Annotated in this window: 25 protein-coding genes, 1 tRNA gene and 2 pseudogenes; 10 read left to right on the forward strand and 18 right to left on the reverse strand. The window is 50.0% G+C overall.

Annotated features, from left to right (window positions below; all coding sequences use genetic code 11):
- Position 1: 1 nt before the first annotated feature.
- The 4 genes from dcuB to N7E69_RS10495 all read right to left on the reverse strand — a co-directional run bounded on the left by dcuB (position 2) and on the right by N7E69_RS10495 (position 4,419).
- Positions 2-1,342 carry an anaerobic C4-dicarboxylate transporter DcuB gene (gene dcuB / locus N7E69_RS10480; protein WP_000899153.1) on the reverse strand — a complete coding sequence of 447 codons (1,341 nt, stop codon included), beginning with the start codon at positions 1,340-1,342 and terminating at the stop codon, positions 2-4.
- 146 nt (positions 1,343-1,488) lie between these two features.
- Positions 1,489-1,755, reverse strand: coding sequence for a hypothetical protein (locus tag N7E69_RS10485; RefSeq protein ID WP_024132416.1), 267 nt, complete (start codon positions 1,753-1,755; stop codon positions 1,489-1,491).
- A gap of 316 nt (positions 1,756-2,071) precedes the next feature.
- Positions 2,072-2,791, reverse strand: a complete 720-nt coding sequence (gene dcuR, locus N7E69_RS10490) for a two-component system response regulator DcuR (RefSeq protein WP_000611307.1) — start codon at positions 2,789-2,791, stop codon at positions 2,072-2,074.
- Positions 2,788-4,419 carry a sensor histidine kinase gene (locus tag N7E69_RS10495; protein ID WP_000682896.1) on the reverse strand — a complete coding sequence of 544 codons (1,632 nt, stop codon included), beginning with the start codon at positions 4,417-4,419 and terminating at the stop codon, positions 2,788-2,790. The genes dcuR and N7E69_RS10495 overlap by 4 nt, the downstream gene beginning before the upstream one ends.
- Positions 4,420-4,774: 355 nt before the next feature.
- Here N7E69_RS10495 and N7E69_RS10500 point away from each other — a divergent pair, with 355 nt between their 5' ends.
- From N7E69_RS10500 to N7E69_RS10515, 4 genes are all read left to right on the forward strand, one after another.
- Entirely contained in the window at positions 4,775-7,204 is a 2,430-nt protein-coding gene (locus N7E69_RS10500; RefSeq protein ID WP_000403491.1) for a DMSO/selenate family reductase complex A subunit, read from the forward strand.
- A 13-nt stretch (positions 7,205-7,217) separates the two neighbouring features.
- A complete protein-coding gene (locus tag N7E69_RS10505) occupies positions 7,218-7,844 on the forward strand; it encodes a DMSO/selenate family reductase complex B subunit (RefSeq protein WP_000816143.1) in 627 nt (208 codons plus the stop codon).
- A complete protein-coding gene (locus N7E69_RS10510; RefSeq protein WP_000544927.1) occupies positions 7,837-8,610 on the forward strand; it encodes a dimethyl sulfoxide reductase anchor subunit family protein in 774 nt (257 codons plus the stop codon). The genes N7E69_RS10505 and N7E69_RS10510 overlap by 8 nt, the downstream gene beginning before the upstream one ends.
- A 75-nt stretch (positions 8,611-8,685) precedes the next feature.
- Positions 8,686-9,279 carry a molecular chaperone gene (locus N7E69_RS10515; RefSeq protein WP_001575311.1) on the forward strand — a complete coding sequence of 198 codons (594 nt, stop codon included), beginning with the start codon at positions 8,686-8,688 and terminating at the stop codon, positions 9,277-9,279.
- 83 nt (positions 9,280-9,362) lie between these two features.
- Here N7E69_RS10515 and N7E69_RS10520 read toward each other — a convergent pair whose 3' ends face one another.
- Complete coding sequence (locus N7E69_RS10520) at positions 9,363-10,763, reverse strand: DUF1996 domain-containing protein (protein ID WP_000773791.1); 1,401 nt, start codon at positions 10,761-10,763, stop codon at positions 9,363-9,365.
- A gap of 303 nt (positions 10,764-11,066) precedes the next feature.
- On the opposite strand from N7E69_RS10520, the gene N7E69_RS10525 reads away from it, so the two are divergent.
- On the forward strand, positions 11,067-11,972 hold the full coding sequence (locus N7E69_RS10525; RefSeq protein WP_001268195.1) for an SdiA-regulated domain-containing protein: 906 nt from the start codon (positions 11,067-11,069) through the stop codon (positions 11,970-11,972).
- Positions 11,973-12,265: 293 nt separating this feature from the next.
- Here the strand turns inward: N7E69_RS10525 and N7E69_RS10530 are convergent, their stop codons facing one another.
- The 5 genes and pseudogenes from N7E69_RS10530 to N7E69_RS10550 form a co-directional block, all read right to left on the reverse strand.
- On the reverse strand, positions 12,266-12,535 hold the full coding sequence (locus tag N7E69_RS10530) for a hypothetical protein (RefSeq protein ID WP_077906657.1): 270 nt from the start codon (positions 12,533-12,535) through the stop codon (positions 12,266-12,268).
- A gap of 7 nt (positions 12,536-12,542) precedes the next feature.
- Positions 12,543-12,758, reverse strand: coding sequence for a hypothetical protein (locus tag N7E69_RS10535; RefSeq protein ID WP_001595136.1), 216 nt, complete (start codon positions 12,756-12,758; stop codon positions 12,543-12,545).
- 22 nt (positions 12,759-12,780) lie between these two features.
- Positions 12,781-13,068, reverse strand: a complete 288-nt coding sequence (gene rtsB / locus N7E69_RS10540; RefSeq protein ID WP_001269916.1) for a transcriptional regulator RtsB — start codon at positions 13,066-13,068, stop codon at positions 12,781-12,783.
- The gene (locus N7E69_RS10545; RefSeq protein ID WP_108610913.1) at positions 13,065-13,940 is read right to left on the reverse strand and encodes an AraC family transcriptional regulator; all 876 of its coding nucleotides are present in this window, start codon (positions 13,938-13,940) and stop codon (positions 13,065-13,067) included. Before N7E69_RS10545 ends, rtsB begins: the two co-directional genes overlap by 4 nt.
- 263 nt (positions 13,941-14,203) lie before the next feature.
- Positions 14,204-14,426: pseudogene (locus N7E69_RS10550) on the reverse strand (hypothetical protein).
- A gap of 316 nt (positions 14,427-14,742) precedes the next feature.
- Between N7E69_RS10550 and N7E69_RS10555 the strand changes: the two are divergent.
- Positions 14,743-15,036: a DUF1778 domain-containing protein gene (locus tag N7E69_RS10555; protein ID WP_001110450.1), complete on the forward strand. Its 294-nt coding sequence runs from the start codon at positions 14,743-14,745 to the stop codon at positions 15,034-15,036.
- Positions 15,033-15,524 (forward strand): GNAT family N-acetyltransferase, encoded by a 492-nt coding sequence (locus tag N7E69_RS10560; protein WP_000625912.1) that lies wholly within the window; start codon positions 15,033-15,035, stop codon positions 15,522-15,524. The genes N7E69_RS10555 and N7E69_RS10560 overlap by 4 nt, the downstream gene beginning before the upstream one ends.
- Before the next feature lie 247 nt (positions 15,525-15,771).
- Here the strand turns inward: N7E69_RS10560 and N7E69_RS10565 are convergent, their stop codons facing one another.
- On the reverse strand, positions 15,772-16,524 hold the full coding sequence (locus N7E69_RS10565; protein ID WP_000842432.1) for a non-specific acid phosphatase: 753 nt from the start codon (positions 16,522-16,524) through the stop codon (positions 15,772-15,774).
- 556 nt (positions 16,525-17,080) lie between these two features.
- On the opposite strand from N7E69_RS10565, the pseudogene N7E69_RS10575 reads away from it, so the two are divergent.
- A pseudogene (locus tag N7E69_RS10575) lies at positions 17,081-17,155 on the forward strand (helix-turn-helix domain-containing protein); the annotation flags it as partial.
- 79 nt (positions 17,156-17,234) lie between these two features.
- Here the strand turns inward: N7E69_RS10575 and N7E69_RS10580 are convergent.
- The 6 genes from N7E69_RS10580 to aspA form a co-directional block, all read right to left on the reverse strand.
- Positions 17,235-17,310, reverse strand: a tRNA-Phe gene (locus tag N7E69_RS10580).
- A 115-nt stretch (positions 17,311-17,425) separates the two neighbouring features.
- Positions 17,426-18,001, reverse strand: coding sequence for a transcriptional regulator (locus N7E69_RS10585; protein ID WP_001188509.1), 576 nt, complete (start codon positions 17,999-18,001; stop codon positions 17,426-17,428).
- Between the two features lie 36 nt (positions 18,002-18,037).
- On the reverse strand, positions 18,038-19,741 hold the full coding sequence (locus N7E69_RS10590; protein ID WP_000068885.1) for a protein-disulfide reductase DsbD: 1,704 nt from the start codon (positions 19,739-19,741) through the stop codon (positions 18,038-18,040).
- Positions 19,717-20,064, reverse strand: a complete 348-nt coding sequence (cutA, locus tag N7E69_RS10595) for a divalent cation tolerance protein CutA (protein WP_000887832.1) — start codon at positions 20,062-20,064, stop codon at positions 19,717-19,719. Before cutA ends, N7E69_RS10590 begins: the two co-directional genes overlap by 25 nt.
- A gap of 120 nt (positions 20,065-20,184) precedes the next feature.
- Positions 20,185-21,486, reverse strand: coding sequence for an anaerobic C4-dicarboxylate transporter DcuA (dcuA, locus tag N7E69_RS10600; protein ID WP_000637595.1), 1,302 nt, complete (start codon positions 21,484-21,486; stop codon positions 20,185-20,187).
- Positions 21,487-21,600: 114 nt separating this feature from the next.
- Positions 21,601-23,037, reverse strand: a complete 1,437-nt coding sequence (aspA, locus tag N7E69_RS10605) for an aspartate ammonia-lyase (RefSeq protein WP_000069440.1) — start codon at positions 23,035-23,037, stop codon at positions 21,601-21,603.
- A 340-nt stretch (positions 23,038-23,377) separates the two neighbouring features.
- On the opposite strand from aspA, the gene N7E69_RS10610 reads away from it, so the two are divergent.
- On the forward strand, positions 23,378-23,854 hold the full coding sequence (locus N7E69_RS10610) for an FxsA family protein (protein WP_001267291.1): 477 nt from the start codon (positions 23,378-23,380) through the stop codon (positions 23,852-23,854).
- Between the two features lie 58 nt (positions 23,855-23,912).
- Here N7E69_RS10610 and yjeH read toward each other — a convergent pair whose 3' ends face one another.
- Complete coding sequence (yjeH, locus tag N7E69_RS10615) at positions 23,913-25,154, reverse strand: L-methionine/branched-chain amino acid transporter (RefSeq protein WP_001670701.1); 1,242 nt, start codon at positions 25,152-25,154, stop codon at positions 23,913-23,915.
- A gap of 275 nt (positions 25,155-25,429) precedes the next feature.
- Between yjeH and N7E69_RS10620 the strand changes: the two genes are divergently transcribed.
- Complete coding sequence (locus N7E69_RS10620; RefSeq protein WP_024139196.1) at positions 25,430-25,723, forward strand: co-chaperone GroES; 294 nt, start codon at positions 25,430-25,432, stop codon at positions 25,721-25,723.
- Positions 25,724-25,725: the final 2 nt, after the last annotated feature.

Below are 25,725 nucleotides of genomic sequence, written 5' to 3' on the forward strand. Positions count from 1 at the left end.
ATTACAGGAATCCGTACATTGCGGCAAAGATCCAGCCAAAGACGCAGGAGACGCTCACGCCAATCAAACCCGGCAGAATGAAGCTGTGGTTAATGACGAAGCGGCCAATACGGGTTGTGCCGGAACGGTCAAACTGAATCGCCGCCAGATCGCTTGGGTAGGTCGGCAGGATATAGTAGCCATAACATGCCGGCGCAGAGGCCACGATATACGCCGGATCGACACCGATAGCCAGCGCGACGGGAACAATCGCCGCCAGCGCCGCTGCCTGGGAGTTAACAAACTTGGAGACCAGCAGCAGAACGATGGCGTAGGCCCACGGATACTCTTTGACCATTTCGCCCAGCACGCCCTGAATTTCCGACATATGCGCGCCGAACATGGTTTCCGCCATCCAGGCGATCCCGTATACCGCGACAATCGCAATCATACCGGAACGAAAAACTTCGTTTTTTGAGATAGACGCAGGATTGGTTTTGGTCAGGATGATAATGAGCGCCCCGGTCAGCAGCATAAACATCTGAATGACCAGCACCATCGACAACGGTTTGCCGCCGAAGGTTGGACGTAAGTCGGAGTCCGCGCCCAGGAGAGCGACCACGGCAATCGCCGCCAGGAAGATCCACATCGCCAGCCAGTTGCTTTTCGGCAGTTTTTTATCCAGCAGCGTCGCGGTATCGCCGTACACGTACTGACGGTTTTCCGGTACGGAAATAAATTTCTGAAACGCTTCGTCTTTATCCAGATCTTTACCGCGGAACCAACTAAAAATACCGATTGCCAGGATACCGAGCAGGGTAGACGGGATGGTGATCGACAGCAGATCGAGGAACTCCAGATGTTTTCCGTCAAATGTCACGTTGCCCAGCATCGCTACCAGAGAAACCACGGCGACGGAAACCGGACTGGCGATGATGCCCATTTGCGCGCCGATAGAACTGGCCGCCATTGGACGTTCCGGACGGATATTATTCTTGATCGCCACGTCATAGATAATCGGCAAAATGGTGTAGACCACGTGGCCTGTCCCACACAGAATCGTCAGGGTACAGGTGACGAACGGCGCCACAATAGAGACGTATTTGGGGTTGCGACGCAGCAGCTTTTCGGCAATCTGCAGCATCACATCCAGCCCGCCTGACGCCTGCAACGTCGCCGACGCGGCGACTACCGCGATAATGACCAGCATTACGTCAACGGGCGGTTTGCTTGGCTGGAGATGGAAAACAAACACCAGAATGACCAGACCGATACCACCCAACAACCCGAGCGCGATCCCGCCCTTTCGGGCACCATAAAACAGACATATTAATATTATGAGAAGCTGTATACTAAATAACATTTTTATTTATCCTCGCGATAAACCCAGTCAATTTTGATAAATGGATCACAGCCATCTTCTGATTTTTGTGAATGAGCATCAGGAAATGGCGAATATTCAATGCGCCAGTGGCGACGATTAACGATTAAGCTTTTTACAGAGTTGCTTTAAGTAATTATTTTCTTGCGATGGTGATGTTCAGAGGGAAGCACCCTCTGGCGATGGGCAGGTGGAGTCAGCGAGAGCAGTAAATTATGATTTGTCTGTTTTAAAAACAGGCGTTTATTATTTGATTTTTGTGTCTCGCCATCAGGTAAATCACGAGATAAAGCGAACAGCATGTGACTTATGTGATCATTGTCACGCCATTTTTTTAAATTATTAGTATGGTGTGTGGAGACGCGTATCTGCTCACCAATATACGTATTGTCCATAGGCGTAGCACAAGCTCCATTGCTACAAACATAATTTTATTTAAGTGTCAGGAAAATTCCGGACAAATCCCTTTTTTAATAAAAATACACACTCTCGGCATGGGATAATACTTAATTAACTTTTGTTAGCGTTTTGAAATTAAAAACAGCGCAGAGCGCTGTAATAATAGAAAATAACGTTAACAGGCCTGGGGTGAGTATATTTGATCTGACACAATTTCCCAGGTTTGTTATTAATGTGATAGCGTTTTTATTGGCATTGTTATAATAAATGTTACCAGGATATAACGCTTCGCGTCGGCTTTATGCGGTATCCTTACTGACAATATTGTTTCAGTAAAGAGTAATGTTCCGGCTGAACGCGGTAGCGGTAAACCGGCCTGCCGGTCACGCCGTAATGAATACTGGTAAACAAGATATGGCAATTCACCAGCCAGATAAGATATTTACGGCAGGAGACGCGCGAGATATTCACTTCGTTGGCCAACTCGTCGGTAGAAAATTCCTGCTCCTGATGCGCATCAATCCACTGGCATAAGGTGCGTAGCGTTTGCTGGGTCAGCCCTTTTGGCAGCCGACGAGGCTCCTGCTCGCTGGATGAATTACCGTGAATGAGCAGGTCAAGCTCAGACTGTTCGTAATACTGGCGTTTTTCCATCGCCGTTTTCTTACGTAGCCAGCCGGTCAACGCTTCTTCAAAGCGCGTGGCCTGAAAAGGCTTGATCAGATAATCCACCACGCCGTAGTGAAGCGAATCTTTAATGGTGGCGGCGTCAGCGGCAGAAGAAATGACAATAACGTCGCTTTTGCAGCCTGCGCTGTGCAGGACAGGCAGCAGATCCAATCCGTTTTCCTGCTGCATATAGATATCCAGCAGGATTAGGTCAATGTGATTTTCACTGTTGAAGATAAACTCTTTCGCTTTTTCCAGCGTCGAAGCGGTTCCACAACAATGAAAACCGGAGATTTGCGCGACATAGCGGCGATTTAACTCCGCGACCATCGCATCGTCATCGACAATTAATACATTGATCATAGGCTGGTCCTTTTTCCATCCCAGGGTAACTGTACAAAAAATTGTGTGAAGATCCCAGGCTCGGACTCCACGGAAATTACGCCGCCAAGCGCTTCAACCTGCTGTTTAACCAGCGCTAAACCGACGCCGCGTTCGGCGCCTTTCGACGAGACGCCTTTTTCAAAAATCGCCTCGATGCGCTCAGATTCGATACCCGGACCGTCATCGCTCACTTCGCAATGCAGCCAGCCATGACGGTAGTGTAACGAGACGCTGATTTCGCCGCCGGATTCCTGGCTCAACGCTTCCAGAGCGTTTTCAATCAAATTACCCAGCGCCGTAATCAGCACCGTAACCTGATCTTCATTGTTATTATCCGGTAACTGGCTGTCGCTACTTATCACCAGGCTGTGCCCGAAATCAGAGGCGCGAGTAATCTTACTGAGCAAAAAGCCAGCGATAATCGGCGACTTTATTTTACCCAGCAGCAAACCGATCTCTTCCTGATAGTTATTGGCCGTCTTGATAATATACGCTTCAAGCTGCTTATAACTCTTCAGGTGCAATAATCCCAGAATCACATGTAATTTGTTCATGAATTCGTGGGATCGTTCACGGAGCGCATCCGCGTAGTTCACCATCCCGTCCAACCGCTGCATCAGTTGGCGAACTTCTGTTTTATCCCTGAAGGTGGATATCGCGCCGATAATTTCGCCGTTGCTGCGCACCGGAACGGTATTCACCAGCAGCAGGCGGCCTTTGACGATGATCTCTTCATCGCGGCGCGGCGTACCGTCACGCAACACTTCGCTAATGTCCACCACCTGCGACCAGGCATGACTCAGGGTGGATAATCTGGCGTCATCCTGCGTTTTTCGATAATCGAGCAGCGCCTGCGCCGCATGGTTAATCAACGTGACTTCGCCGCTATCATCCACGGCGATAACGCCCTCTTTGATTGACTGCAGCATCGCCTGGCGTTGTTCAAACAGGGTTGAGATCTCATAGGGTTCGAGGCCAAACAGGATACGTTTTAGCACCTTGACCAGCGCATACGTGCCTAATAACCCCACCAGAGCGCCGAACAGAATGGACCAGATAATACTGCCGCGGCTATTGTTGATCTGCTGCGTAACGTGACTGAGTTCCAGGCCAATAGCTACCACGCCGATCTGCCGGTGGCGTTCATCATAAACCGGTGTGAAAACGCGCAGCGCTTTGGCAAGAAAGCCGCGATTAATGGCAACGTTTTCCTTTCCCTGCAGCGCGAGCAGAATATCATCGCCTTTGAACGGTTGGCCGATTCGCTGCGTTTCTGGGTGCGAATAACGGATGCCCTGCATATTGGTCACCACAATAAACAAAAAGCCATTATGCTGGCTCACCGCTTCGGCGAGCGGCTGAATGCCGCTTTCCGCAGGCGGTTTTTTCAGCCCCTCGCGAATTGCCGGAGAGTCCGCCAGCGAGCGAGCCACCGCCAGCGCTTTATCTGCCAGCGCGTCGCGCGTCATGCTGCTGATTTGCGAAAAATAGATCAGATGGACCACAACGAGCACCGAAAACAAAACGGCGCTGACCATCAGAATGACGGTAGTGCCGAGTTTCATGGGGCGTTTGCGTAACGCCCGGCATGGCAGGGAGTGTTTCATAGTGGACCTGAGCGGACGAATCGTAAGGTTATTATCCCTGATGAGACGTCTAATTCAAAGGCATAGGCGATGTTGCTCCAGTGTTGAAAAGCCCGTCTGGTCTTGCAGGGCGCGCTACCTGCTCATGTCGTTAATTAATATCGCCGGATACCGTGATGGGTAATTTATTTTCATCAGAATTACATAAAATAATTTTTCATTAATTTTTATAATAACGTATGCGGTATCACATTTTATTTTTACTGACGTTCAGAATGCGTTTGATCACAATCAATCAGCACAAATATTTAATCTATTATGATTAGTTTTCATTACATATTATTAATAATTATGGAAGCAATGTGAGAAATAAAAAATGGAAATAAAAAAATGGCTGAACACAACCATAACCCGACGTGATGCTATTGTCGCTACCGCAAAAGTAGGGGCGGCGGTGACGCTAAGCCAGGCGATTACGCTGCCTTTTGCTACCACTGCCCAGGCGCAGGATACCCCGACACCGAAGGATGCCAACGGCGAAACCGTCAGGCACAGCGCCTGTCTGGTCAACTGTGGCAGCCGATGCCCGCTTAAGGTTATCGTGAAAAATGATCGCATTGTGCGTATTGAACCGGAAGACGCGAAAGATGACGCGGTATTCGGCGAGCATCAGATTCGTCCCTGCCTGCGCGGGCGTTCCAGTCGCTGGCGGGTCTATAGCCCGGATCGCATTAAGTATCCGATGAAAAGAGTGGGAAAACGCGGCGAAGGAAAATTTAAACGTATTTCATGGGATGAGGCCACGGCCTTTATTGCGGCGGAATTAACGCGCGTTAGCGAAAAATATGGCCGAGAAGCTATTTATTATAATTATCAATCCGGCGCGTATTATCACACGCAGGGTAGACCCGCCTGGATAAGATTACTAAATCTCACCGGCGGTTATTTAAATTATCACAACACCTATTCCACGGCGCAAATCGCCACCGCCACGCCTTATACCCACGGCGATTATGTCGGTAGCCATTTTACGCAGATCGCGCATTCCGATCTGGTGGTGCTATTTGGCCTGAATCTCTCAGAAACGCGGATGTCCGGCGGCGGTCAGGTTGAAGAGCTGCGCCGGGCACTGGAGACCTCGAAAGCCCGAGTCATTATTATCGATCCGCGCTATACCGATTCGGTGATTACCGAACACGCCGAATGGCTACCGATTCGCCCAACCACGGACGCTGCGTTAGTCGCCGGCATAGCGCATACGCTGATTACCGAACAGCTTCTCGACGAGGCGCTGGTAAACCGCTATTGCGTCGGCTATGACCGTAGCACATTGCCGGACACGGCTGCGCCTAACGCCAGCTATAAAGATTATGTTCTTGGCACGGGCGATGACGGTATCGCGAAAACCCCGGAATGGGCGGCGGATATCACCGGAATTCCTGCAACGCGTATTCGCCAACTGGCGCGCGAAATCGCCTCGGCGCGCGCCTGCTATATTTGCCAGGGCTGGGGGCCGCAGCGTCATGCCAACGGCGAACAAACCGTGCGTGCTATTCAGACGCTGCCTGCGTTAACCGGCCACTTCGGGCGGCCCGGCACCAACAATGGCAACTGGCCTTACGGTACGCCGTATGGCGTGCCATTGTTGCCTGTCGGTAAGAATCCGATCACAACCTCTATTCCTTGCTATTTGTGGACGGACGCCATTCAGCATCCGGAGAAAATGACCGCGACGACAATGGGCGTAAAAGGCGCGGACAGGCTAAAAACCGGGATTAAGCTGTTTTTCAACCAGGCCGGTAATACTTTGCTTAATCAGCACGGCGAAACAAACCGCACCCGTCAAATTCTCGCGGATGAATCGCTGTGTGAAACCATTATCGTGATTGAAAACCATATGACGCCCAGCGCGATGTATGCGGATCTGCTGTTGCCGGAGACCAGCTATCTTGAGGCGGAAGACCTGGTGGACAGCTCCTATGCGGCGGGATCGCATAACTATATGATTGCGATTCAGAAAACCGTTAAACCGATGTGGGAAGTGCGCAGCACGTATGACATCTGCGCGGATATCGCCGGGCATCTTGGACTGCGCGAGCAATATACCGAGGGCCGAACGCAGGCGCAGTGGGCGGAGATGCACTATCAGCAGATCCGTGAAAAACGTCCATACCTGCCGGAGTGGAGCGTGGCGAAAGAGATGGGTGTGATTGACCAGCGTATCGCTACCGAGCAGCAGAGCCTTGCGTTTGCCGATTTCCGCGCCGACGCCGAGGCTAATCCACTCTCCACGCCGTCGGGCAAAATTGAAATTTACTCCCAGGCGCTGGCGGATCTGGCGCAAGCGTGGACGTTGCCAGAAGGCGAGCGAATTCCCGCATTGCCGGAATTTTGTCCGGCGAAAGAGTCGCACCTTAACAAAGCGCTGACGGCGAAGTATCCGTTGCAGTTAAGCGGCTTCCATACCAAAGGGCATACCCACTCGACCTACAGCAATGTGCTGATGCTGCATGAGGCGGTGCCGGATGAAGTCTGGATTAACCCGATTGACGCCAGCGCCCGCCAACTGAAGTCCGGCGATCGGGTGCATGTATTCAATGACCGCGGCGTGGTGGAGCTTCCCTGTAAAGTGACCCAGCGCATTTTACCCGGCGTGGCGGCGATGCCGCAGGGCGCGTGGACGCAGCTTGACGGCAACGGCGTTGATGTCGGCGGCTGTATCAATACGCTGACCAGCCACCACCCTTCGCCGCTGGCGAAAGGCAATCCGCAGCATACCAATCTGGTTGAAATTAAACGCGCTTAAGGAGTGATGTACGATGAAACAGTATGGCTTTTATGTTGACTCCTCGCGCTGTTCAGGCTGTAAAACCTGCCAGGTAAGCTGCAAGGATAATAAAGATCTGGATGTCGGTCCGAAACTGCGCCGCGTCTATGAATATGGCGGCGGAAGCTGGGTGAAAGAGGGGGAAAGCTGGCATCACGACACCTTTACCTACTACCTCTCTATTGCTTGTAACCATTGCGATGAGCCGGTATGTGTCTCCGGCTGTCCGACCGGGGCGATGCATAAACGCAAAGAAGATGGTCTGGTCGTGGTGGATGACAGCGTATGCGTCGGCTGTCGTTATTGTGAAATGCGCTGCCCCTACGGCGCGCCGCAGTTTGATACGCAGGCGAACGTGATGCGTAAGTGCGACGGTTGTCTTGACCGACTGGAGAACAATCTGCGCCCTATTTGTGTGGATTCTTGCCCGCAGCGAGCGCTGGATTTCGGCCCTGTCGATGAATTACGGGCAAAATATGGCACGGAGAATCAAATCGCGCCGCTGCCTTCGGCGTCGTTCACCCATCCTAACCTCATTATTAAACCGCATCCGAAAGCGAGACCCACGGGCGATACGGAAGGCGCAATCATGAACATTCGGGAGGTGCGCCATGCATGAGTTACCGCTGGTCTTTTTTACGGTCTTTACCCAGAGCGCGGTCGGCGCGTTTATTCTGCTGCTGATTGGCGGCGCAATGGGGCTGGTCGCGCCGCGGCGTAAGGCTATCGGTCTGTTCTCGGTGATGTGCCTGTTTGGGCTGGGCGTCATTGTCGGCACCTTCCACGTCGGGCAACCGCTGCGTGCGCTGAATATGCTGCTGCGCGTCGGACATTCGCCGATGAGTAACGAGATTGTCCTGTCGGCGGCTTTTGCGGCGCTCGGCGGGCTGGGGGCGCTCGGTTTGTTGCTGAACCGGGCGACGCCGCTGTGTAACGCGTTGGTCTGGTTGGCGGCGATAGTCGGAGTAGTCTTCTTATACGCCGTTCCGCAGATTTACCAACTGCCGACGGTGGCGACCTGGCGTTCATCTTACACCACGGCAATGATGATATTGACGCCGTTGATTGGCGGCGGCGCGTTGGCGGCATTGTTTGGCGTGCGCCGTCTGGGGCTACTGGTCAGCGTGTTGGCGATTTTGGTGAGCTTTTGTCTGCGCCCGGGCTATATGGCGACGCTGATGAGCGCCGATAGCGCTCTGACCGCCGCGCAGCATAGCTGGTTTACCGCCCAGGCGATATTGCTGGCGGCGGGCGTGGTCGGGGTGGTGATCTGCGCGCGCCTGAAATCGAGCGCTGCGGTGCTGGCCATGACGGCTGTGGTGGTTATCGCGGCGGAGTTGGCGGGTAGGATTGCGTTTTACAATCTGTGGACGCTGCCAATGTAGTTTTTTGCCCGGTTTATGCCATGTAAGCCTGATCAGCGTAGCGTCATCAGGCGAAATATTTCAGGAGCTATTGCTATGCTTTCCCGTGCTGTTTTGCCGCGTATCCTCGGCGCACTGTTTTACTACTCCCCTGAGAGGCCGGAGGTGAAAGCGTTGTTCGATTGTTTGCCAACGTTGCCTGAGCTTTACCCCTGGCGCGATCGCGGACATATTGAATCACTGTGTGCGTCATGGTCGCTACCGGATGATGATGCGCTTACATGGCAATTTTCTGTGTTGTTTGAAGGCCAGGGAAAGATGCCCGTCCCGCCCTGGGGATCGGTCTATCTGGAAAAAGATAATTTGCTGATGGGGGAAACCACCGCCGATTATCGAGCTTTTTTACAGTCGCAGGGAATGGTATTCACTGGCCGTGAACGCGAGCCGGAAGATCAGTTTGGCCTGATGCTATTGGCCTGTAGCGATCTGCTGGCACGAGGCGACAACGTGGCGGCCAACCGGTTACTGGAGGCGCATCTGCTGCCCTGGGGATTCCGCTATCTGGAATTGCTGCAACGCAATACCGTTAGCGCCTTCTATGCCCGGCTTGCCGTCGTAGCGACCTGTTATCTGCAGGATGTTCAGCAGCAACAGGGACTACAGCCTGAGAATAAACGGTTGTTTTTCTGAGGTATTGGTCGGGTTTTGATGGCGTGCCGTAATACTTGTGCCGCCATTGTGCCCGCTGTTGCGTCAGCGGGCACAGTTTACTATTACAGCTCCGGCGTCTTTTTGAAACCGGTCAGCATCAGCACCAGGCTCTGTTTTGAGTTCGCTGGCGTAAAGTCGTAGTGATTTCCCTGACGGTCGCCGCCGATATACCAGGATATTTCCGTTTTCCCTTCCGCCAGCGCTTTGCGCACCGCTTTATCGACATCAACCATGCGATACTCATGTGAATGGTCCAGATATAACACGGCATCGGAACGGTAGTTGATCGCCGGTTTATTGTTCCAGGACACGGTACTGACGTGCCAGTCACTGCTGGTCGGGTAGAAGAAAATTTGATCGGCGCCGTTCGTTTCCGTTTTGCCGCCAAAAAGGCGAATACGGTATTTGAATAGCGAAGCGTCCATATTGCCAGGCAGGGGCGGGATCTTAAATTTCACCAGCGTGAGCGTTTCCGGGTGCTGCGTGCGTCCGCCATTTGTCCAGTCATCCTGTACGTACAAGGTATCGACGCTGGCATGAGGCTTGTCGTCTTCGCTGCTTACCCAGGTATTTTCTTCCGCTTTACTGTAGGCGTAAGGAACCGTAGTGCCGCAATCCAGCCCCTGATTCATACACAGATCCGTCATAAACTGCGCGCCATCTTCCGTCCAGCCATTCATAAAATCGGCATGGGCGGTATAAAGACTTCCCCAGCGCTCTTCCCGGGTTTCGCCATGCATTACCGGGTCCATCGACAATTCCACTTTAGACGTATCCAGCGAGGAGATCTGCGGGAGTACCCAGGCGATGTTCATATTCACCGTTGGGATTTTTACCGGATAGTCTGCGGAACATTTCCCGTGGTCGGCATAGATAGCGTTATTGTGGCTATGGGTTGGTTTCAGGTTGACGCCATCCCAACAGTTGGGGAAAGCGATCCCGATATTAAACTGGACGGCATCGCCCGCTTTACGCAGGCCGCATATTTCGCCTACCTTGTTGGTGTAACCTTTGCCGTTGGCACATAAAAAGGTGATTGCGGTACTGGGGCCAGTACCGTGATGGTCGCCGGCCAGTAACTCCAGCCCGGCCGGGAATGGATGGAGCGGATATTGCGCTACATTTGTGGATTGATAATAGGTCTTTTGGTAGGCCGGATTTACGATTTCACCATCAGGTAATTTCATGGACGGCGCCCAGTAAGCGGAGCTGTCGGCTTTATTATCACAGGTGGTATCGGGTTGCGCGCGCAACGTCTGGTAGGTAGAGACCGCATCGGTGTGGGTGTTGCCAAAAAAGTCATGCCACATCGCCTGATTCGCTTTACCAAACATCATAATCGCGTCATCGCCCAGCGTGTGGTGATAGCCGCACACGACATGCGCCTGAGGACCGGCATGGGCCGGGAATGCGCCAGCGGCAACGAGCGTAGCCAGGCTGACGGTAATAAGGTTGAGTTTCATTTTTTTGCTGCCCGGTTGAATAGAAGTGGGAGCAGCAATAGCAGATCAAATTGCGGTGTTACATCTCATTAATTATCACTTTTTGTCATTTGCCCTGCATACAGGGGCGAATTTGCAGACGTACTATTTAAATAATTAGCCGAAACTACCCTCCTCTTGATTATGTCAATTTACAAAAAGGGTACGTTAGTGATTAAAATCGGGCTTTTTGTGATAACCCTCACTATTTCATTTTGCCTATGCTAATGGCGCTCGCCATAACCGAATAACGATTCTATCGGACATCGGCTTTATTTTTAAGAAATGCGTTACGACATCAGTCGTGACGCGATCTGCTATGGATTTTTTATGAGATTGCTAAAACGCGTTATTGTGGTTGTACTCTTGGGCGTGATTTTATTTATGGTCAGGGACGATATACGCTATGTTTATCAACTGATCCTCAAATATGGTGATAAACCCTCGGCGCTAGCACTGAGTAGCTATAAAGCGGTTATTCAGCAAAAACCAGTCGCAGGAGTTAAGAGTAACCTTTCAGGTTTGACCTACTCCGCCGAAGACAGGATGCTTTTCGCCGTTATTAATAATCCCCCTGAACTGGTCTGGTTAACGACAGAAGGGCAGCTGGTAGGGCGGATGCCGCTGCAGGGTATCCACGACCCGGAGTCTATTGCATGGAGTGGGGGCAACCAGTTCCAGATAGGCAGTGAGAAAGATGGCGCGGTCTATAAAACACAGGTGGATATTCAGCGCGGCGCCATGCAGATAATCTCCATGGTGAAGCTTGAGGGCTATGACAAAGCAAAAAATAAAGGGCTGGAAGGTACGGCATGGGATGCGAAAAATGAGAGATTATATGCCGCAAAAGAAAGAAAACCCATTATGATCAAAGAAGTAGAGATGAGCAAAAATGGTATCACCAGAGCGTTGCCTTCTGCCATCACTGCGAGTGTGAGCGATGTCTCCGGACTTGAATACCATGCCCCAACGGATTCGCTGCTGGTGTTGTCGGACGAGTCAAAAATGATTCTGGAGGTCAGTTCCGAGTGGCGGGTGCGCGATCGATTGTTCCTGACGGCGGAGTGGTCAGGGCTCAGAGACGATATCCCCCAACCAGAAGGGATTGCCATGGATAATGAAAATAATTTATATATTGTGAGTGAACCAAATCTGTTTTATAAATTTTCGTGTGATATACAGAATGACTAAAATCTATTTTTACTGTCATAGTATGCTAAAACAGAACAAGGTTATTAATACCATGATTTGACGATTGCTTGATTCGTTGATTCATTGTTGGGGATATTTATGTTTTACTTACCTCAGTAACGGATTACTTTGTGGTGTAGCGTAACGGTAATTGTCCTCCTCATATTTGCGGCAGCGTAGTCTGCCGCTTTTTTTTATAAATTAACTCTCCATGTAATAATTAACAGACAATGAATATTATTCTGTTTTTTCAGCAGGCCTCCGAAGAGGCCTCGCAGGGTGATGTTTAGTTATCAGGCATGATTTTCTTCATCAACACTTACCGAATGCCATGTCGCCTCGCTAAGTGAAATCATTTCATCTACGCCGGAACTCTTGTTAACCGGGGTTTCCGTCGGCGATGTACCTGTAAATGTTCCACTGGCGGTATAGTCCGTATCGTTGACCGTGACCTTCACCTGAATATCCTGATGCGCCTCCACGACTCCCTTAAGGGTGACGGTGTTATCCAGACTGTTAACAGTCGATCCCAACGTTGGTTCGGCGGACGGTTGTGTATCAATAGTCAGCTTAATTGTTGCGTGAGCTTCTAAGCGACCCGATAAAGGTCGGTGTATTGATGTTAGTGATATTATCGCCTCCGGCGCCGATATCACTATTATCCTCCATGGAACGTACTGGCGGTGTAGAGTCTATCGTCAGCCAGCCGATAGACAGCGAAGAATTATCCATAGCGTTTGCGGAACGATCTCTGAAGATGATATCCAGAGTTGCCTTGCCTACCACTCTACCAACATTTTAGGAAAAATTACGTAATATCGACTGATATGTAAAACTCATTCAGCATCAAATGGATTAATTCAACATCAGTAGTAATATCCATTTTTTTATAGGCTGATCTCTTTTGTGTTGAAATCGTTTTTATATTTCGATCTAATAAATTTGAGCAACTTTTAACAGATAATCCTGCTGCCACGTAATAAATAACTTTTTTTTCGCTCAATGTTAGGTCGAATTTTTTAGCGAGCAACAGAATCCCATCTCTTATATTAATATGTTTGGCTTTGTTCTTATACTGCATTGTCAGATATCTCAATTAACATATTGATGACGAGAGGAAGATAAAAACGCTAAAAATTCCGATGGTGTAGTTTTGAAATGTTTTTTAAAAACGCATGTAAAATAAGAAGCACTATCATAACCACACATATAAGCCACTCGAGTAATATTATATTCACTATTGCGTAGAAGTTTTGTCGCTTTATTCATTCGCGCATTAAGGTAAACTTCGCTGAATGAGGTGTGCTCTTGTTTCAATTTCCTTTTTAATGTGGAAAAACTCATATAGAGTGAGTCAGAAATATCCTTGAGCGCCCATTTTCGACTTATGTCGCTTATAATAATATTATAGATGTTTTCGGCTAATGTATTTTGCGATAGTTCTCTGAAGAGAGCAAATGCTTCAGGTTCATAGATGAACTCTGAAAGTAGAAATCTTATTAAATATTCCTTTTTATCTTGGGATAATTTCTGGCTTTTATTTGAAGAGTGTAAAAGGTTGAATACTCTTGCTACGCCTGTTTCTATTGGCGCTAACAGATGTTTTGTCGTCGGTTTTGTTAATGGGTCCGAAAAGTCTGCATGTTCATACAGAAAAAAATTATAAGCATTTTTTATTGACGCTGAATCTAATTCAATTAAATTATAATTTAACTGTTCATGAGTCTCTTCCATTGTGATATGAATGGTTTGATCTTTAGCTAAAAATATTAACATTGGCCCTGATGCCGTAATATACTCCCCGGACGATGTCGTAATTGAAATTTTACCCGTGGTGAGCTTGATGAGCACGGACTGCAGTAAATTTAATCCCTGAAGTGATAAGGATTTCCTCTGCCAGTTTTGCGCTGATTGTAAACATTCAATGCTCCCCACCTGGACAGGTGAGGGATTAAATACTTTTAGCATGATAATTTCCTTTTATTAAATGTGCGTGTAAATCAAAAATTATTCTGAAAAATATTTCAAAAAAACTAATATATAGCTATATAATTATTTGCGAACTTAAGGTATCAGGTGGCGATCTTTTCATTTTCTATGGAAAATGCTATTTTATATTGCATTTCTACATATTATAGTATCGTTAAAAAACTATGTCGCGTATAAAAAAAAGATGGAAATTTACAAGAATTGGCTCATGTTATTATCAAATTATCTCTTTAAAATTTGAATTAAGTAATAGTTTCCTTTAATCTTTTAGAGAATAGCTCTTTAATTTCATGGAGGTAGTTAGCATGAGGTATAAGATCTGATTTTAATTTGTGATAAGGTTTATCCTGGAGGTAAATATTAACGTTCTCGGCCAGGAAAGGCATACAACGCGGTAAATATATACTGCGGCGGGTAGATGGCGTAGCGATATCCGGAAGTTTGAGGGGGAGGGGACGCATTCAATCGTATGGTTGGCTTTATGAAAAACGGTGTAACACGTTATTGGGGTTCTTACTGTGCGTATCCGTTAGGTTTATGCTTTCTGATTATATAATGTTGCGTGTTTTGGCGCGGCAGTATTGAATCTTTTGCTGCGTCGGCCCCGAGGAGGAATCACTCACAGCGAATGCCAGCGCACAGCCTGGTACTGAATCTCTAAATGAGTAGAAAACCTTTCGGTTCGATACTCCGGTTCTATTCCTTCTAAATTTATCGTAATGACATCTGCGTTACGCGTGTTGTATACTTAATATCCACAGAAGTACAAGAGGACAACACTATGCCAGCCGCAAACAGTATGGCGATGAAACGCGAAACCCTGAACCTGCGTATCAAACCCGCCGAGCGCGATCTTATTGATCGAGCGGCGAAAGCCAGAGGGAAAAACCGCACTGACTTTGTGCTGGAAGCCGCCCGTGCTGCCGCCGAGGAAGCGCTGATCGAACAACGCATCATTATGGCCGATCCAGAGGCCTATCAGGAATTTCTGGCTCGTTTGGATCAAACACCTTCACCTAATGCCGCACTGCGTAAAACCATGCAGACCCCTGCGCCGTGGGAGCAGGAAAAATGATCTCCTCCCCTGAGCCGCTTCATGCCGGACATATTCTTACTCCGTTTTGCTGCGGTGTGGATTCTATGGATAACTGGCTGAAACAGCGGGCGATGAAAAATCAGACCACTGGTGCGTCCCGTACCTTTGTGTGTTGTGGCAGCGATTCGAGCGTACTGGCCTATTACTCGCTGGCGTCCAGCGCGGTCACGACGAATACCGCCCCCGGTCGCTTTCGTCGCAATATGCCTGACCCGATTCCGATTGTGGTATTGGGGCGTCTGGCGGTGGATAAATCGCTTCATGGGCAGGGCGTTGGTCGGGCGCTGGTACGCGACGCAGGGCTGCGGGTTATTCAAGTGGCGGAGACTATCGGCATTCGTGGGATGCTGGTTCACGCCCTGTCGGATGAAGCGCGGGAATTTTATCAGCGGGTGGGGTTTGTACCGTCGCCGATGGATCCGATGATGTTGATGGTGACGTTGGGGGATTTGGTGGAGAGTGTTTAAACTCCAGAACGCATCCCTTAGCTTCTGATGGCCGGAATTCGCTGTGGATAGTCAGTGAGCCAGACCGGTTTTACCGCTTCAGCCGGACAACGACGTCATGACGGTCTGGACGGACTGCAAACGGGGGAAGGGGGCGTTGAATTCATGCGAATCGGGGAAACCAAAGGCATTCTCCACGCCCGGCCGCTCCTACGCAGTTGCACTTCCTTTCATTTGCTGTGGCCAGTTTGCGGGAAGACTTTCACCTTCAGTAATTAAGTTCGGGGTGATCTTCTTTACTCAATAAATTATTTTTGTCGTTCAGCTCCTCACGGACTTTTGCCAGTGACTTCTGAAATGCCGGGATTGTTTGCAGTCTTGCAAACTCTACTGCTCCCACATAACGACCAGCATCAACATCGCTTTGCCAGTGAGCACCGCATATCACTCTGCTTTGCCCGAACTCCCATCCTCGTCTGGCGAGCTCCTGCGCGCGTTCCGGTCTGGCCTCGGATAATACTAATGCCAGAAGTGTACCATAAGCAGTATGCCCGGAAGGGTAAGAGCCATCTTTTCGCAAAGTATTCTCATCTTCAGGACGGCAGGTGGAATGATTAAATAAGACAAAGGGACGAGTGCGCATATAATATTTTTTTGCCGAAGCAGTAGCGTAGTAGCCGCCCATTGTCAGAAGATTCTGTAACATATTCCAGGTTTCTGGCGTATCTTTGGGATTAATTTTAGCACCCACTACTGGCGAGAATATTCTGGCTATATTTTCCACGCTTACATCTGCATCCTCAGCAGCTTGTTTCCATCGCGGGGAACCCTTTATCGCATAGCCCTTAAAATAAGCCTCCTTATCATAGCGGAAAGCCGGATCATCATTACCTGGCGGTGGTGGTAAGTAGAACTGACTGTTCACTGATTCTTCAGGAGAATGAAAGGGTTGCACTGTTTCTGCTGATGTATATTTAGCTACGATCAGTGGTAGAAAAAATACTAAATAACGACTTTTCATAAAGACTCACTCCGGATCAGGCAATAATAAACAGATGTAATCCTATAATGATTTATTGCAATGGTTATTCAACATACAGGTAAAAAAGCAGGACGCTGCACTGGTATTATTGTCTGTCCATACCGGACTGACTGTAGCGGACAACAGAACAATACCGGTACTTCCGGCTAACAGCATTTTGTTTAAATTTTCTCCCCGGTTGTTTTTTATCTGCGTGCCTGACTGACACGCATTAGGTTAAAATCTTTCCGTAATAACAAACTATGAATAAGTATTTTAAAGTATGTGCTCTGTTACCCCGGTAACTACCATCAGTCATGATGTGCTGAGTATTAATTTATGATTATGAACAAGAGTCGGAAACAGTATTTAAGAATAAAGAAGCCGACAAAGAAAAAATGCCAAAACTGGCGAAGGGATTATTGTTTTCAGTGATGAAAAAGTTCATGGCGGAGATATTGGACTCACTTGTCGGGGTTAGCGAACCGTCAGATGAAGTGATAGGCGTTATTACTGGTAATAATCTCCCTGTAGCTAAGTAAGCTTTTGACCCTAGCCCAAAGGTGAGCGGCTGATCGACGAAGCGCTGGGCGTTGCGCCAGAGAAAATCTGGCCTTCTCGTTATAGCTAGTCAGACCAGAGATGGGGGCTACGGATTTCCATTCCCAGAAAAGCAAAAACCCAGCCATAGGCTGGGTTTTCTGAATAAGTGGTGCCCGGACTCGGAATCGAACCAAGGACACGGGGATTTTCAATCCCCTGCTCTACCGACTGAGCTATCCGGGCAACGGGGCGCATTAAACCGTAAAGGGGCGCGGTCGTCAACGGCTTTACACGAAAAAAGTGATAAAAGCGCGCTGACTGCCTGCTTTTCAGGCAAAATGCATAAAATCAGTACCCGTCAGGTGAGCGCGCCACCCTGACGGCACTGTGCAAAACGCAGAATATCTTCCGCCAACCGCTGAGCGGTATCTACATCAGCCTGACTGCGGTTGACCAGCATTCGGCTGAGACAACCTTCCAGCACCAGCTCCATCTGCCTTGCGACCATCGCCGGATCGTCAATTTCCAGCGTGGTCAGTAGCTCATGGGTAAAATCATGTGCCGCGCGTTTTTGTTGATTGGCCAGTTGGTGAATAGGATGGGTTGGGTCGGGATAAAACGTACAGGCGGCAATGAACAAGCAACCAGGATAACGGTTATTACTGACACATTCCGAAAGCGCGCTGTAGCGTGCCAGTAGCTTTTGTTCAGCAGAAAGCGTCTCATCAAGAAGAAGCTGGCGTCGCCAGATATCTACCTGCTGACTCAGATAACGTAGCGCGTCATATAAAATGGCTTCTTTATCTGGCCAGAAACGCTGTAATGTGTCGAGTGGGCGATTTACGCGCTCCGCCACCATTTCCAGCGTAGTATCGGCTATCCCTTGCGTCTCCAGTAATTTCAGGGCTTCTCCCAGAATATCTTCACGTTGCACGGTATTCTCCTCCGTCTTTGCTTTTGCAAGTGTCGCTCACGGTTGGCGATCGTGCAAATGCGCGCTAAAGGTGGCGGCGTCCATAAAGCCGGTGACTCGCGATTGCGGCTGTTCCTGGCCTTGGGCATTAAAGAACAGAATGGTGGGCAGCCCGAGGACTTGCAGATGCTTTAACAGCGCGACATCCTGCGCATTGTTAGCGGTGACGTTAGCCTGCAAGAGCACCGTGTCGCCGAGCGCCTGCTGGACCCGCGGATCGCTGAAGGTATACTTTTCAAACTCTTTACAGGCCACGCACCAGTCGGCGTAGAAATCCAGCATAACGGGTTTGCCTTTGGCCTGCGCCAGCGCCTGATTGAGTTCGTCCACGGTAGAAATAGCCGTGAAATTGAGGTGCGCTGGAGCTTGCGCGGATGGCGATCCGAACGCCCAATCCTGTAGAGGCCGCACGCTAATGAGCGCTGCCGCCAGCAGGATAATCTGTACGATACGCATCCACGCTCGTCTGGCCTGAAGGCTGGTGATAAAGGCCCAACCAAAGAAAGCGACGCCCAGCAGCGACCACAGACGTAAACCCCAAGCCTCGCCAATAATCCGCTCCAGTAAAAAGACCGGTAACGCGAGGATCACGAAACCAAAAGCGGTTTTAACATGCGCCATCCACGGGCCGCTTTTCGGTAACAGGCGGTTGCCAAACACGGTGACCAGCATTAGCGGCAGACCCATACCTAATGCATACAAATACAGCGTGCCGCCGCCCAGCCACATGTTGCCGCTCTGAGCGATATAAAGCAGAATCGCGCTTAACGGCGCTGTAGTGCAGGGCGAGCAAATTAATCCGGCAATCGCCCCCATAACAAAAACACCGCCGGGCGAGCCGCCTTGCTGACGATTACTCATTAATGTCAGCCGGGTTTGCAGTGAGGAGGGGAGCTGTAGTGTGAACAGGCCAAACATCGACAACGCAAGCAGGGTGAACACGATGGCAAGGCCGATTAACACATAAGGGTGCTGCAGCGCCGCCTGAAACTGTAATCCCGCTGCGGCGACGACCAGACCCAGTGCGGTATAGGTCAGCGCCATTCCTTGTACATAGATAAAGGCCAGCAGCAGTGCGCGCCCCGTCGACAAACGTTGCCTTCCCCCCAGGACAATACCGGAAATCAGCGGATACATGGGTAAAACGCAGGGCGTAAAGGCGATGCCTATGCCGATCAGCAGTGCCCAGAGCGCGGAAAAAGGTAGCTGGGCGGCGGGTTTTGACGTCTCACTCGTCTGGGTGACAGCAGGCGTCGGCGTGGCGTCTATTGCCGCGGCGACTTCACTTAGCGGCACCGTTTTCGTTTCCGGCGGATAACAGAATCCCGCATCGGCGCACCCCTGGTACGTTATCGTTAATGTCGCGCCAGCCGCCGCCTGGTTAACCGTTACCGGAACGTTTAGCCGCTTACGGTAGATTTCGCTTTTCCCGTAGAACTCATCTTCATGCCAGACGCCTGCCGGGAGTTGGACTGCTGCGATATCCGCTTTCGTCGGCGTGATACTGATTTGTTTACGGTAAAGGTAGTAACCCTCTTTTACCTGCCAGGAGAGGGTAAGATCGTGTTGATTTTGCTGAAAATCAAAAACAAACGCCCGGTCGGCAGGGACGAACTGCGAGCGACCCGGCGCGTCGAATAATCCGGCGAAGGCGGATGTGCTGCACAGCAGCAGGATCAGCGTAAAGATGCGTTGAGCCATGAGAGGTAATCAGTATCTCCGTGAGTAACAGGTAAAACCAGAAGTTCAGGCGTTTGATACGGGTGATGAGACTTCAGGCAGTCGATAAGCGCTTGCTGATGTGAAACGGTGGTTTTTAAGATCATTTGAACTTCATACTCCTGCTCCAGTTTGCCTTCCCAGTAGTACAGCGATGTCGCGCCGGGGAGGAGGGTGGCGCAGGCGGCCAGTTTTTCCGCCAGCACTTTGGCGGCCAGATCCTGGGCGGTAGCTTCATCCGGGGCGGTACAAAGCACCACAACGGCCTCGGGGATGGAAATATCCTGACTCTTAACATCAAGCATAAACACCTCGAAAGAACAAAAAGACCCGCAAGTGAACGGTCACTATACAACGGACGAGGGCAGGATGTTAGTCAAAGGGCGGGAGAATGCGGGGCGTGATACGCCCCGCGGGTGAAACACTTACAGCATAAAGCTGCCCAGCAGGAAGCCGAAGCAGACAGCCAGAACGACGCCCAGGGTGCCTGGGATGAAGAACGGGTGGTTAAAGACGAATTTACCGATACGGGTTGTACCGGTGTCATCCATCTGTACCGCCGCAACCAGAGTCGGGTAGGTCGGCAAAATGAACAGGCCGGAAACGGCGGCGAAGGAAGCGACTGCCGTCAGCGGAGAGACGTTCAGCGCCAGCGCCATCGGCATCAGCGCTTTCGCCGTTGCCGCCTGAGAGTAGAGCAGCGCGGAAGCAAAGAAGAAGATGACGGCCAGCAGCCACGGATGCCCCTGGATGACGCTACCCGCAGTGTCTTTGATCCAGTCGATGTTAGCGGATACGAAAGTATCGCCCAGCCACGCCACGCCCAGAATACAGATACAGGCGCTCATCCCTGCTTTAAAGGTACTGGAGTTGAGGATGGCGTCAGTTTCCACTTTACACAGGATGGTGGTCAGCGTTGCGACGCTCAACATGATGATCAAAATAGCGTTGGTGGTGTTCATCAGCGGTTTCTCAACCAGGCCGAGGCTCGGACTGTTAACAATCGCATAAACAACCACGCAAATAACGCCCAGCAGGAACAGCCAGACGGAATTTTTTGCCATCGGTTTGATTTCAATCTGCTTTTCACCACGCAGTTCAATCAGCCCTTCTTCCAGACGCTTGCGGTAAATCGGGTCGTCCGACAGTTTGGAGTTGAACAGCATCGTGACCAGGAAGGACATCACCAGCACCGCCAGCAGCGTAGAGGGGATAACCACGGACAGCAGGTGAATGTAGCTAATGCCATGACCTTCCATAACAGAAGACATATACACCACGGCCGCAGAAATCGGCGAGGCGGTAATCGCAATCTGCGCGGATACCACGGCGGTCGAGAGCGGACGGCAAGGTTTGATTCCCTGCTCCTTCGCGACTTCAGCAATAACCGGCAGCGTTGCCAGGGAAATGTTCCCGGTACCAGCAAAAATAGTCAGGAAATAGGTCACAATCGGTGCGAGGATAGTGATGTATTTCGGGTTCTTACGCAGCAGTTTTTCCGTCTGGTTTACCAAATAATCCAGACCGCCCGCGACCTGCATAGCAGAGATCGCGGCGATAACCGCCATGATGATGGAAATGACATCGAATGGAATTGTCCCTGGCTTCACGCCGATGGCGGCAAGTACCAGAACACCCAGCCCACCTGCGAATCCAATACCGATGCCCCCAAGTCTGGCGCCTAAAAAGATTGCCAGCAAAACAATGATAAGTTCGACAACTATCATATTAGCCTTCCTTGTTGTTTAACAAGTTGATATTAAATTGTTGTTATTTGGTAACTTCTTGTAAGAAAAAAGGCACGTCATCGTGACGTGCCTCTTTGGTACTACCCTGTACGATTACTGTTCGCTTTCATCAGTATAACGTTTAGCTTTATAAGCCGGGTGCATCAAGTTCTGTACGGAGAAAATATCGTCCAGCTCGGCTTCCGTTAACAGGCCGCGCTCCAGCACAACTTCACGTACGCTCTTACCGGTTTCAGCACAGATTTTACCGACGATGTCGCCGTTGTGGTGGCCGATGAACGGGTTGAGGTAAGTGACGATACCGATGGAGTTATAAACGTACCCTTCGCACACTTCTTTATTCGCGGTAATGCCGTTAACGCATTTTTCCAGCAGGTTGTAGCACGCGTTGCTCAGAATGTGGATGGATTCGAACATCGCCTGACCGATAACCGGCTCCATAACGTTCAACTGCAACTGACCGGCTTCCGCCGCCATCGTAACGGTGGTGTCGTTACCGATGACTTTAAAGCATACCTGGTTTACGACTTCCGGTACAACCGGGTTCACTTTGGCTGGCATGATGGAAGAGCCCGCCTGCAGTTCCGGCAGGTTGATCTCGTTCAGGCCGGCACGAGGACCAGAAGAGAGCAAGCGCAGGTCGTTACAGATTTTGGACATCTTCACTGCCAGACGTTTCAGCGCGCTGTGAACCATAACATACGCGCCACAGTCAGATGTCGCCTCAATCAGATCTTCAGCCGGAACACAGGCGAAACCAGTGACTTCAGCCAGTTTTTTCACCGCCAGCGGAGAGTATTCTTTCGGCGTGTTCAGACCAGTACCGATTGCCGTTGCGCCAAGGTTGACTTCCAGCAGCAGCTCAGCAGTACGCTCGATGCTTTTCACTTCTTCTTTCAGCAGGATGCTGAACGCACGGAATTCTTGACCAAGCGTCATCGGTACGGCGTCCTGCAACTGGGTACGACCCATTTTCAGGATGTCCTGGAATTCAACCGCTTTACGTTCGAAACCTTCACGCAACTGGTTGATGGCATCGATCAGTTTGACGATAGAGGCGTAAACCGCTACACGGAAGCCTGTCGGATAGGCGTCGTTAGTGGATTGACATTTATTCACGTGGTCGTTCGGGTTCAGGTACTGATATTCACCTTTCTGATGACCCATCAGTTCCAGCCCGATGTTGGCCAGCACTTCGTTGGTATTCATGTTGACGGAAGTGCCCGCGCCGCCCTGGTAGACATCTACCGGGAACTGGTCCATGCACTTACCGTTGTTAAGGACTTCATCACATGCGGCAATGATGGCATTCGCCACACTCTTAGGAATGGTTTGCAGCTCTTTGTTGGCCAGCGCCGCCGCTTTTTTTACCATAACCATGCCACGCACAAATTCAGGGATGTCGCTGATTTTGTTATTGCTAATGTAGAAGTTTTCAATCGCTCTCAGAGTGTGAACACCATAGTAGGCTTCAGCTGGAACTTCCCTGGTACCCAACAGATCTTCTTCGATACGAATGTTGTTTGACATGTGAACCTTCTTTTTCAAGCTGCCAATGATTTTTACTTTAAAACACACAGGATATATGTGATTTCGAATGTTTTCTGACCGACGATTATCCCCTCCATCGGCCTGATAAACGAGATCATATGCTGGTTCAGAATTCCTACCGTAATCTGGATCACTTAAAGTGTGGGAATTTACCCCTTATTTATTATTTTGTGAAATAGGTCACCGCTTTAGTATTACTACCTAAAATAGGTGTACAAACCACTTGAAATTTTGCTACGCACCACCATATCGAATCGATGCGAATCGCAACCCCATTCAAATGGTCGTCGCAGACGGCCATGACTTACAGGAGAGTCCTTTGCGCTGGATACCCTTTTTAGCTGTCTTTCTCTATGTTTACATTGAGATTTCTATCTTTATCCAGGTCGCCCATGTGCTTGGCGTCCTGATGACGTTAATCTTGGTGATTTTTACGTCTGTTATCGGTATGTCGCTGGTACGTAACCAGGGTTTTAAAAACTTTTTGCTGATGCAACAAAAAATGGCGGCCGGTGAGAGCCCGGCGGCAGAAATGATTAAGAGTGTATCGCTGATCATCGCTGGCTTACTGCTCCTGTTGCCGGGATTTTTCACCGATTTTCTCGGCCTTCTCCTTTTGTTACCGCCAGTGCAAAAACATTTGACGCTGAAGTTGCTGCCGCATTTACGTTTTTCCCGGATGCCGGGCGGCGGGTTTAGCGCGGGTACTGGCGGTGGCGAAACATTTGACGGCGAGTATCAGCGTAAAGATGACGATCGCGATCGTATTGAACATAAAGACGATCGTCGGGATTAAAGGTAGAGATGCTGGCCGGATAAGTCGCGTGAGGCGTTATCCGGCCAACAGATACGTCTTACGCCATGCGTTTTCGCTTCGGTAAAAACAGCCATAATGCTGCCAGCATGATAATGGCATATAAGCTTTTCCACCCCAGCATTACCAGCAATAACAGGCACAGTAGACAACCCGTCACCGCCAGTGCATAGCAGCGCCCTTTCAATAGTCGACAGCCCGCCAGCATACAAAGCAGATAGAGCATAATAAAAATACCGTTAGCATAGACGATCAGCGCATTGAGGTTAATCTTCAGGGCGTAGACGACCAGGGAACTCACGCAACAACAGGCCAGAATAACGTTTAACGCGTGCAAGGGAAGGCGCCCGGGAGAGAGTTGAGCCAGATAGTGATCGGGCTGATATTGCATTTGCGTCCATATCAGACGCGCAAAACTCTGAGCATACACATTCAGGCTGGCAAAGCAGGTGAGATAACCAATAATGCAGGCTATCCACAACGCCTGGATACCGAAGAGATGAACAATAATAAGCGGTAGCGATGCTGTTGCCGCTATCTTGTCGCTATAGACGCCAAAATGCAGCACCACGGCGGTACAGGTCCAATAAATGGAGCCGGCCAGCATCAGGCCAATGATCAATGCGCGCGGAAAATCACGTTCAGGATTTTTAAATTCAGACGACAAATGCGTAAACGCCTCAATTCCCACAAATCCCCAGAACATGATCGCCAGGGCGGTACACAGCCGGGAAAAGGTGATTTCGTTTGCGGCTGGGAAGGTGATATCCGCAGGTTTAATCGCGCCTTTCCACAGAATGGCGGCAATAAGCGCGATAATTAATCCAGCGATAATGGCTTGCAGGTTGGCGCTGGAGCTGGCGCCGCGCGATCCCATAAACCATAGCAAACCTAGAGTACCCAGCTCCCCAAATAAGAGCTGTTCGCTTTGCCAGCCAAACAGCGCCTGGCCGAAACCCACCGCAATATGCAAGGCTGCGGGAAAACTAACAGGAATGACTGATAAAAACAGCCAACTGATCACCCGTTGCAGACGCGGGCCAAATGCCATCCCGACAAAATGCGCTACGCCGCCAGCGTGTGGAAAATGGCGCCCCAGCACAGCAAAGACAATCGCAATAGGGAAAATCAAAATAATGAGCAGCGGCCATGCCCAAAGGCTGATGTCGCCTGCCGCCAGCGCAGCCAGCTCCGGAAGCGCAAAAACGCCAGTCCCTAATAATGATGTGGTTAACAAGATAACGCCCTGAACCAACCCAAGCTCTTTTTTTAGTTCATTCATCAGCTCATTATCCGGCGGCATTGTAACGTCAGGTGACGACAGGCATTTTTAAGCGTATCACACACGCCTTTTCTTATAGCAGGATGTTCTAAACCTTGGGTAAACGTGAGATAAGTAGCGTTTTTACCGCTTTTTTCGCTCAGAAGAATTTTTTTTCATCTCCCCCCTTGAAGGGGCAAAACCCCATCCCCATCTCTCTGGTCACCAGCCGGGAAACCGTTTACGGGCCGGCGTCACCCATAACTGATAATGACTTTCTCAAAGGAGAGCTATCAATGAGTATTCGTCCGTTACATGATCGTGTGATCATCAAACGTAAAGAAGTTGAGTCCAAATCTGCTGGCGGCATCGTACTGACCGGTTCCGCAGCGGGTAAATCAACTCGTGGCGAAATCATCGCTGTCGGTAAGGGTCGCATCCTGGACAACGGTACTGTACAGCCGCTGGACGTGAAAGTTGGCGACATCGTTATTTTTAACGATGGCTACGGTGTGAAATCTGAAAAGATCGACAATGAAGAAGTGTTGATCATGTCTGAAAGCGACATTCTGGCAATTGTTGAAGCGTAATC

The sequence above is a fragment of the Salmonella sp. 3C genome, assembly GCF_025426275.1.
In the GTDB taxonomy this organism is placed as follows: Bacteria; Pseudomonadota; Gammaproteobacteria; order Enterobacterales; family Enterobacteriaceae; genus Salmonella; species Salmonella enterica.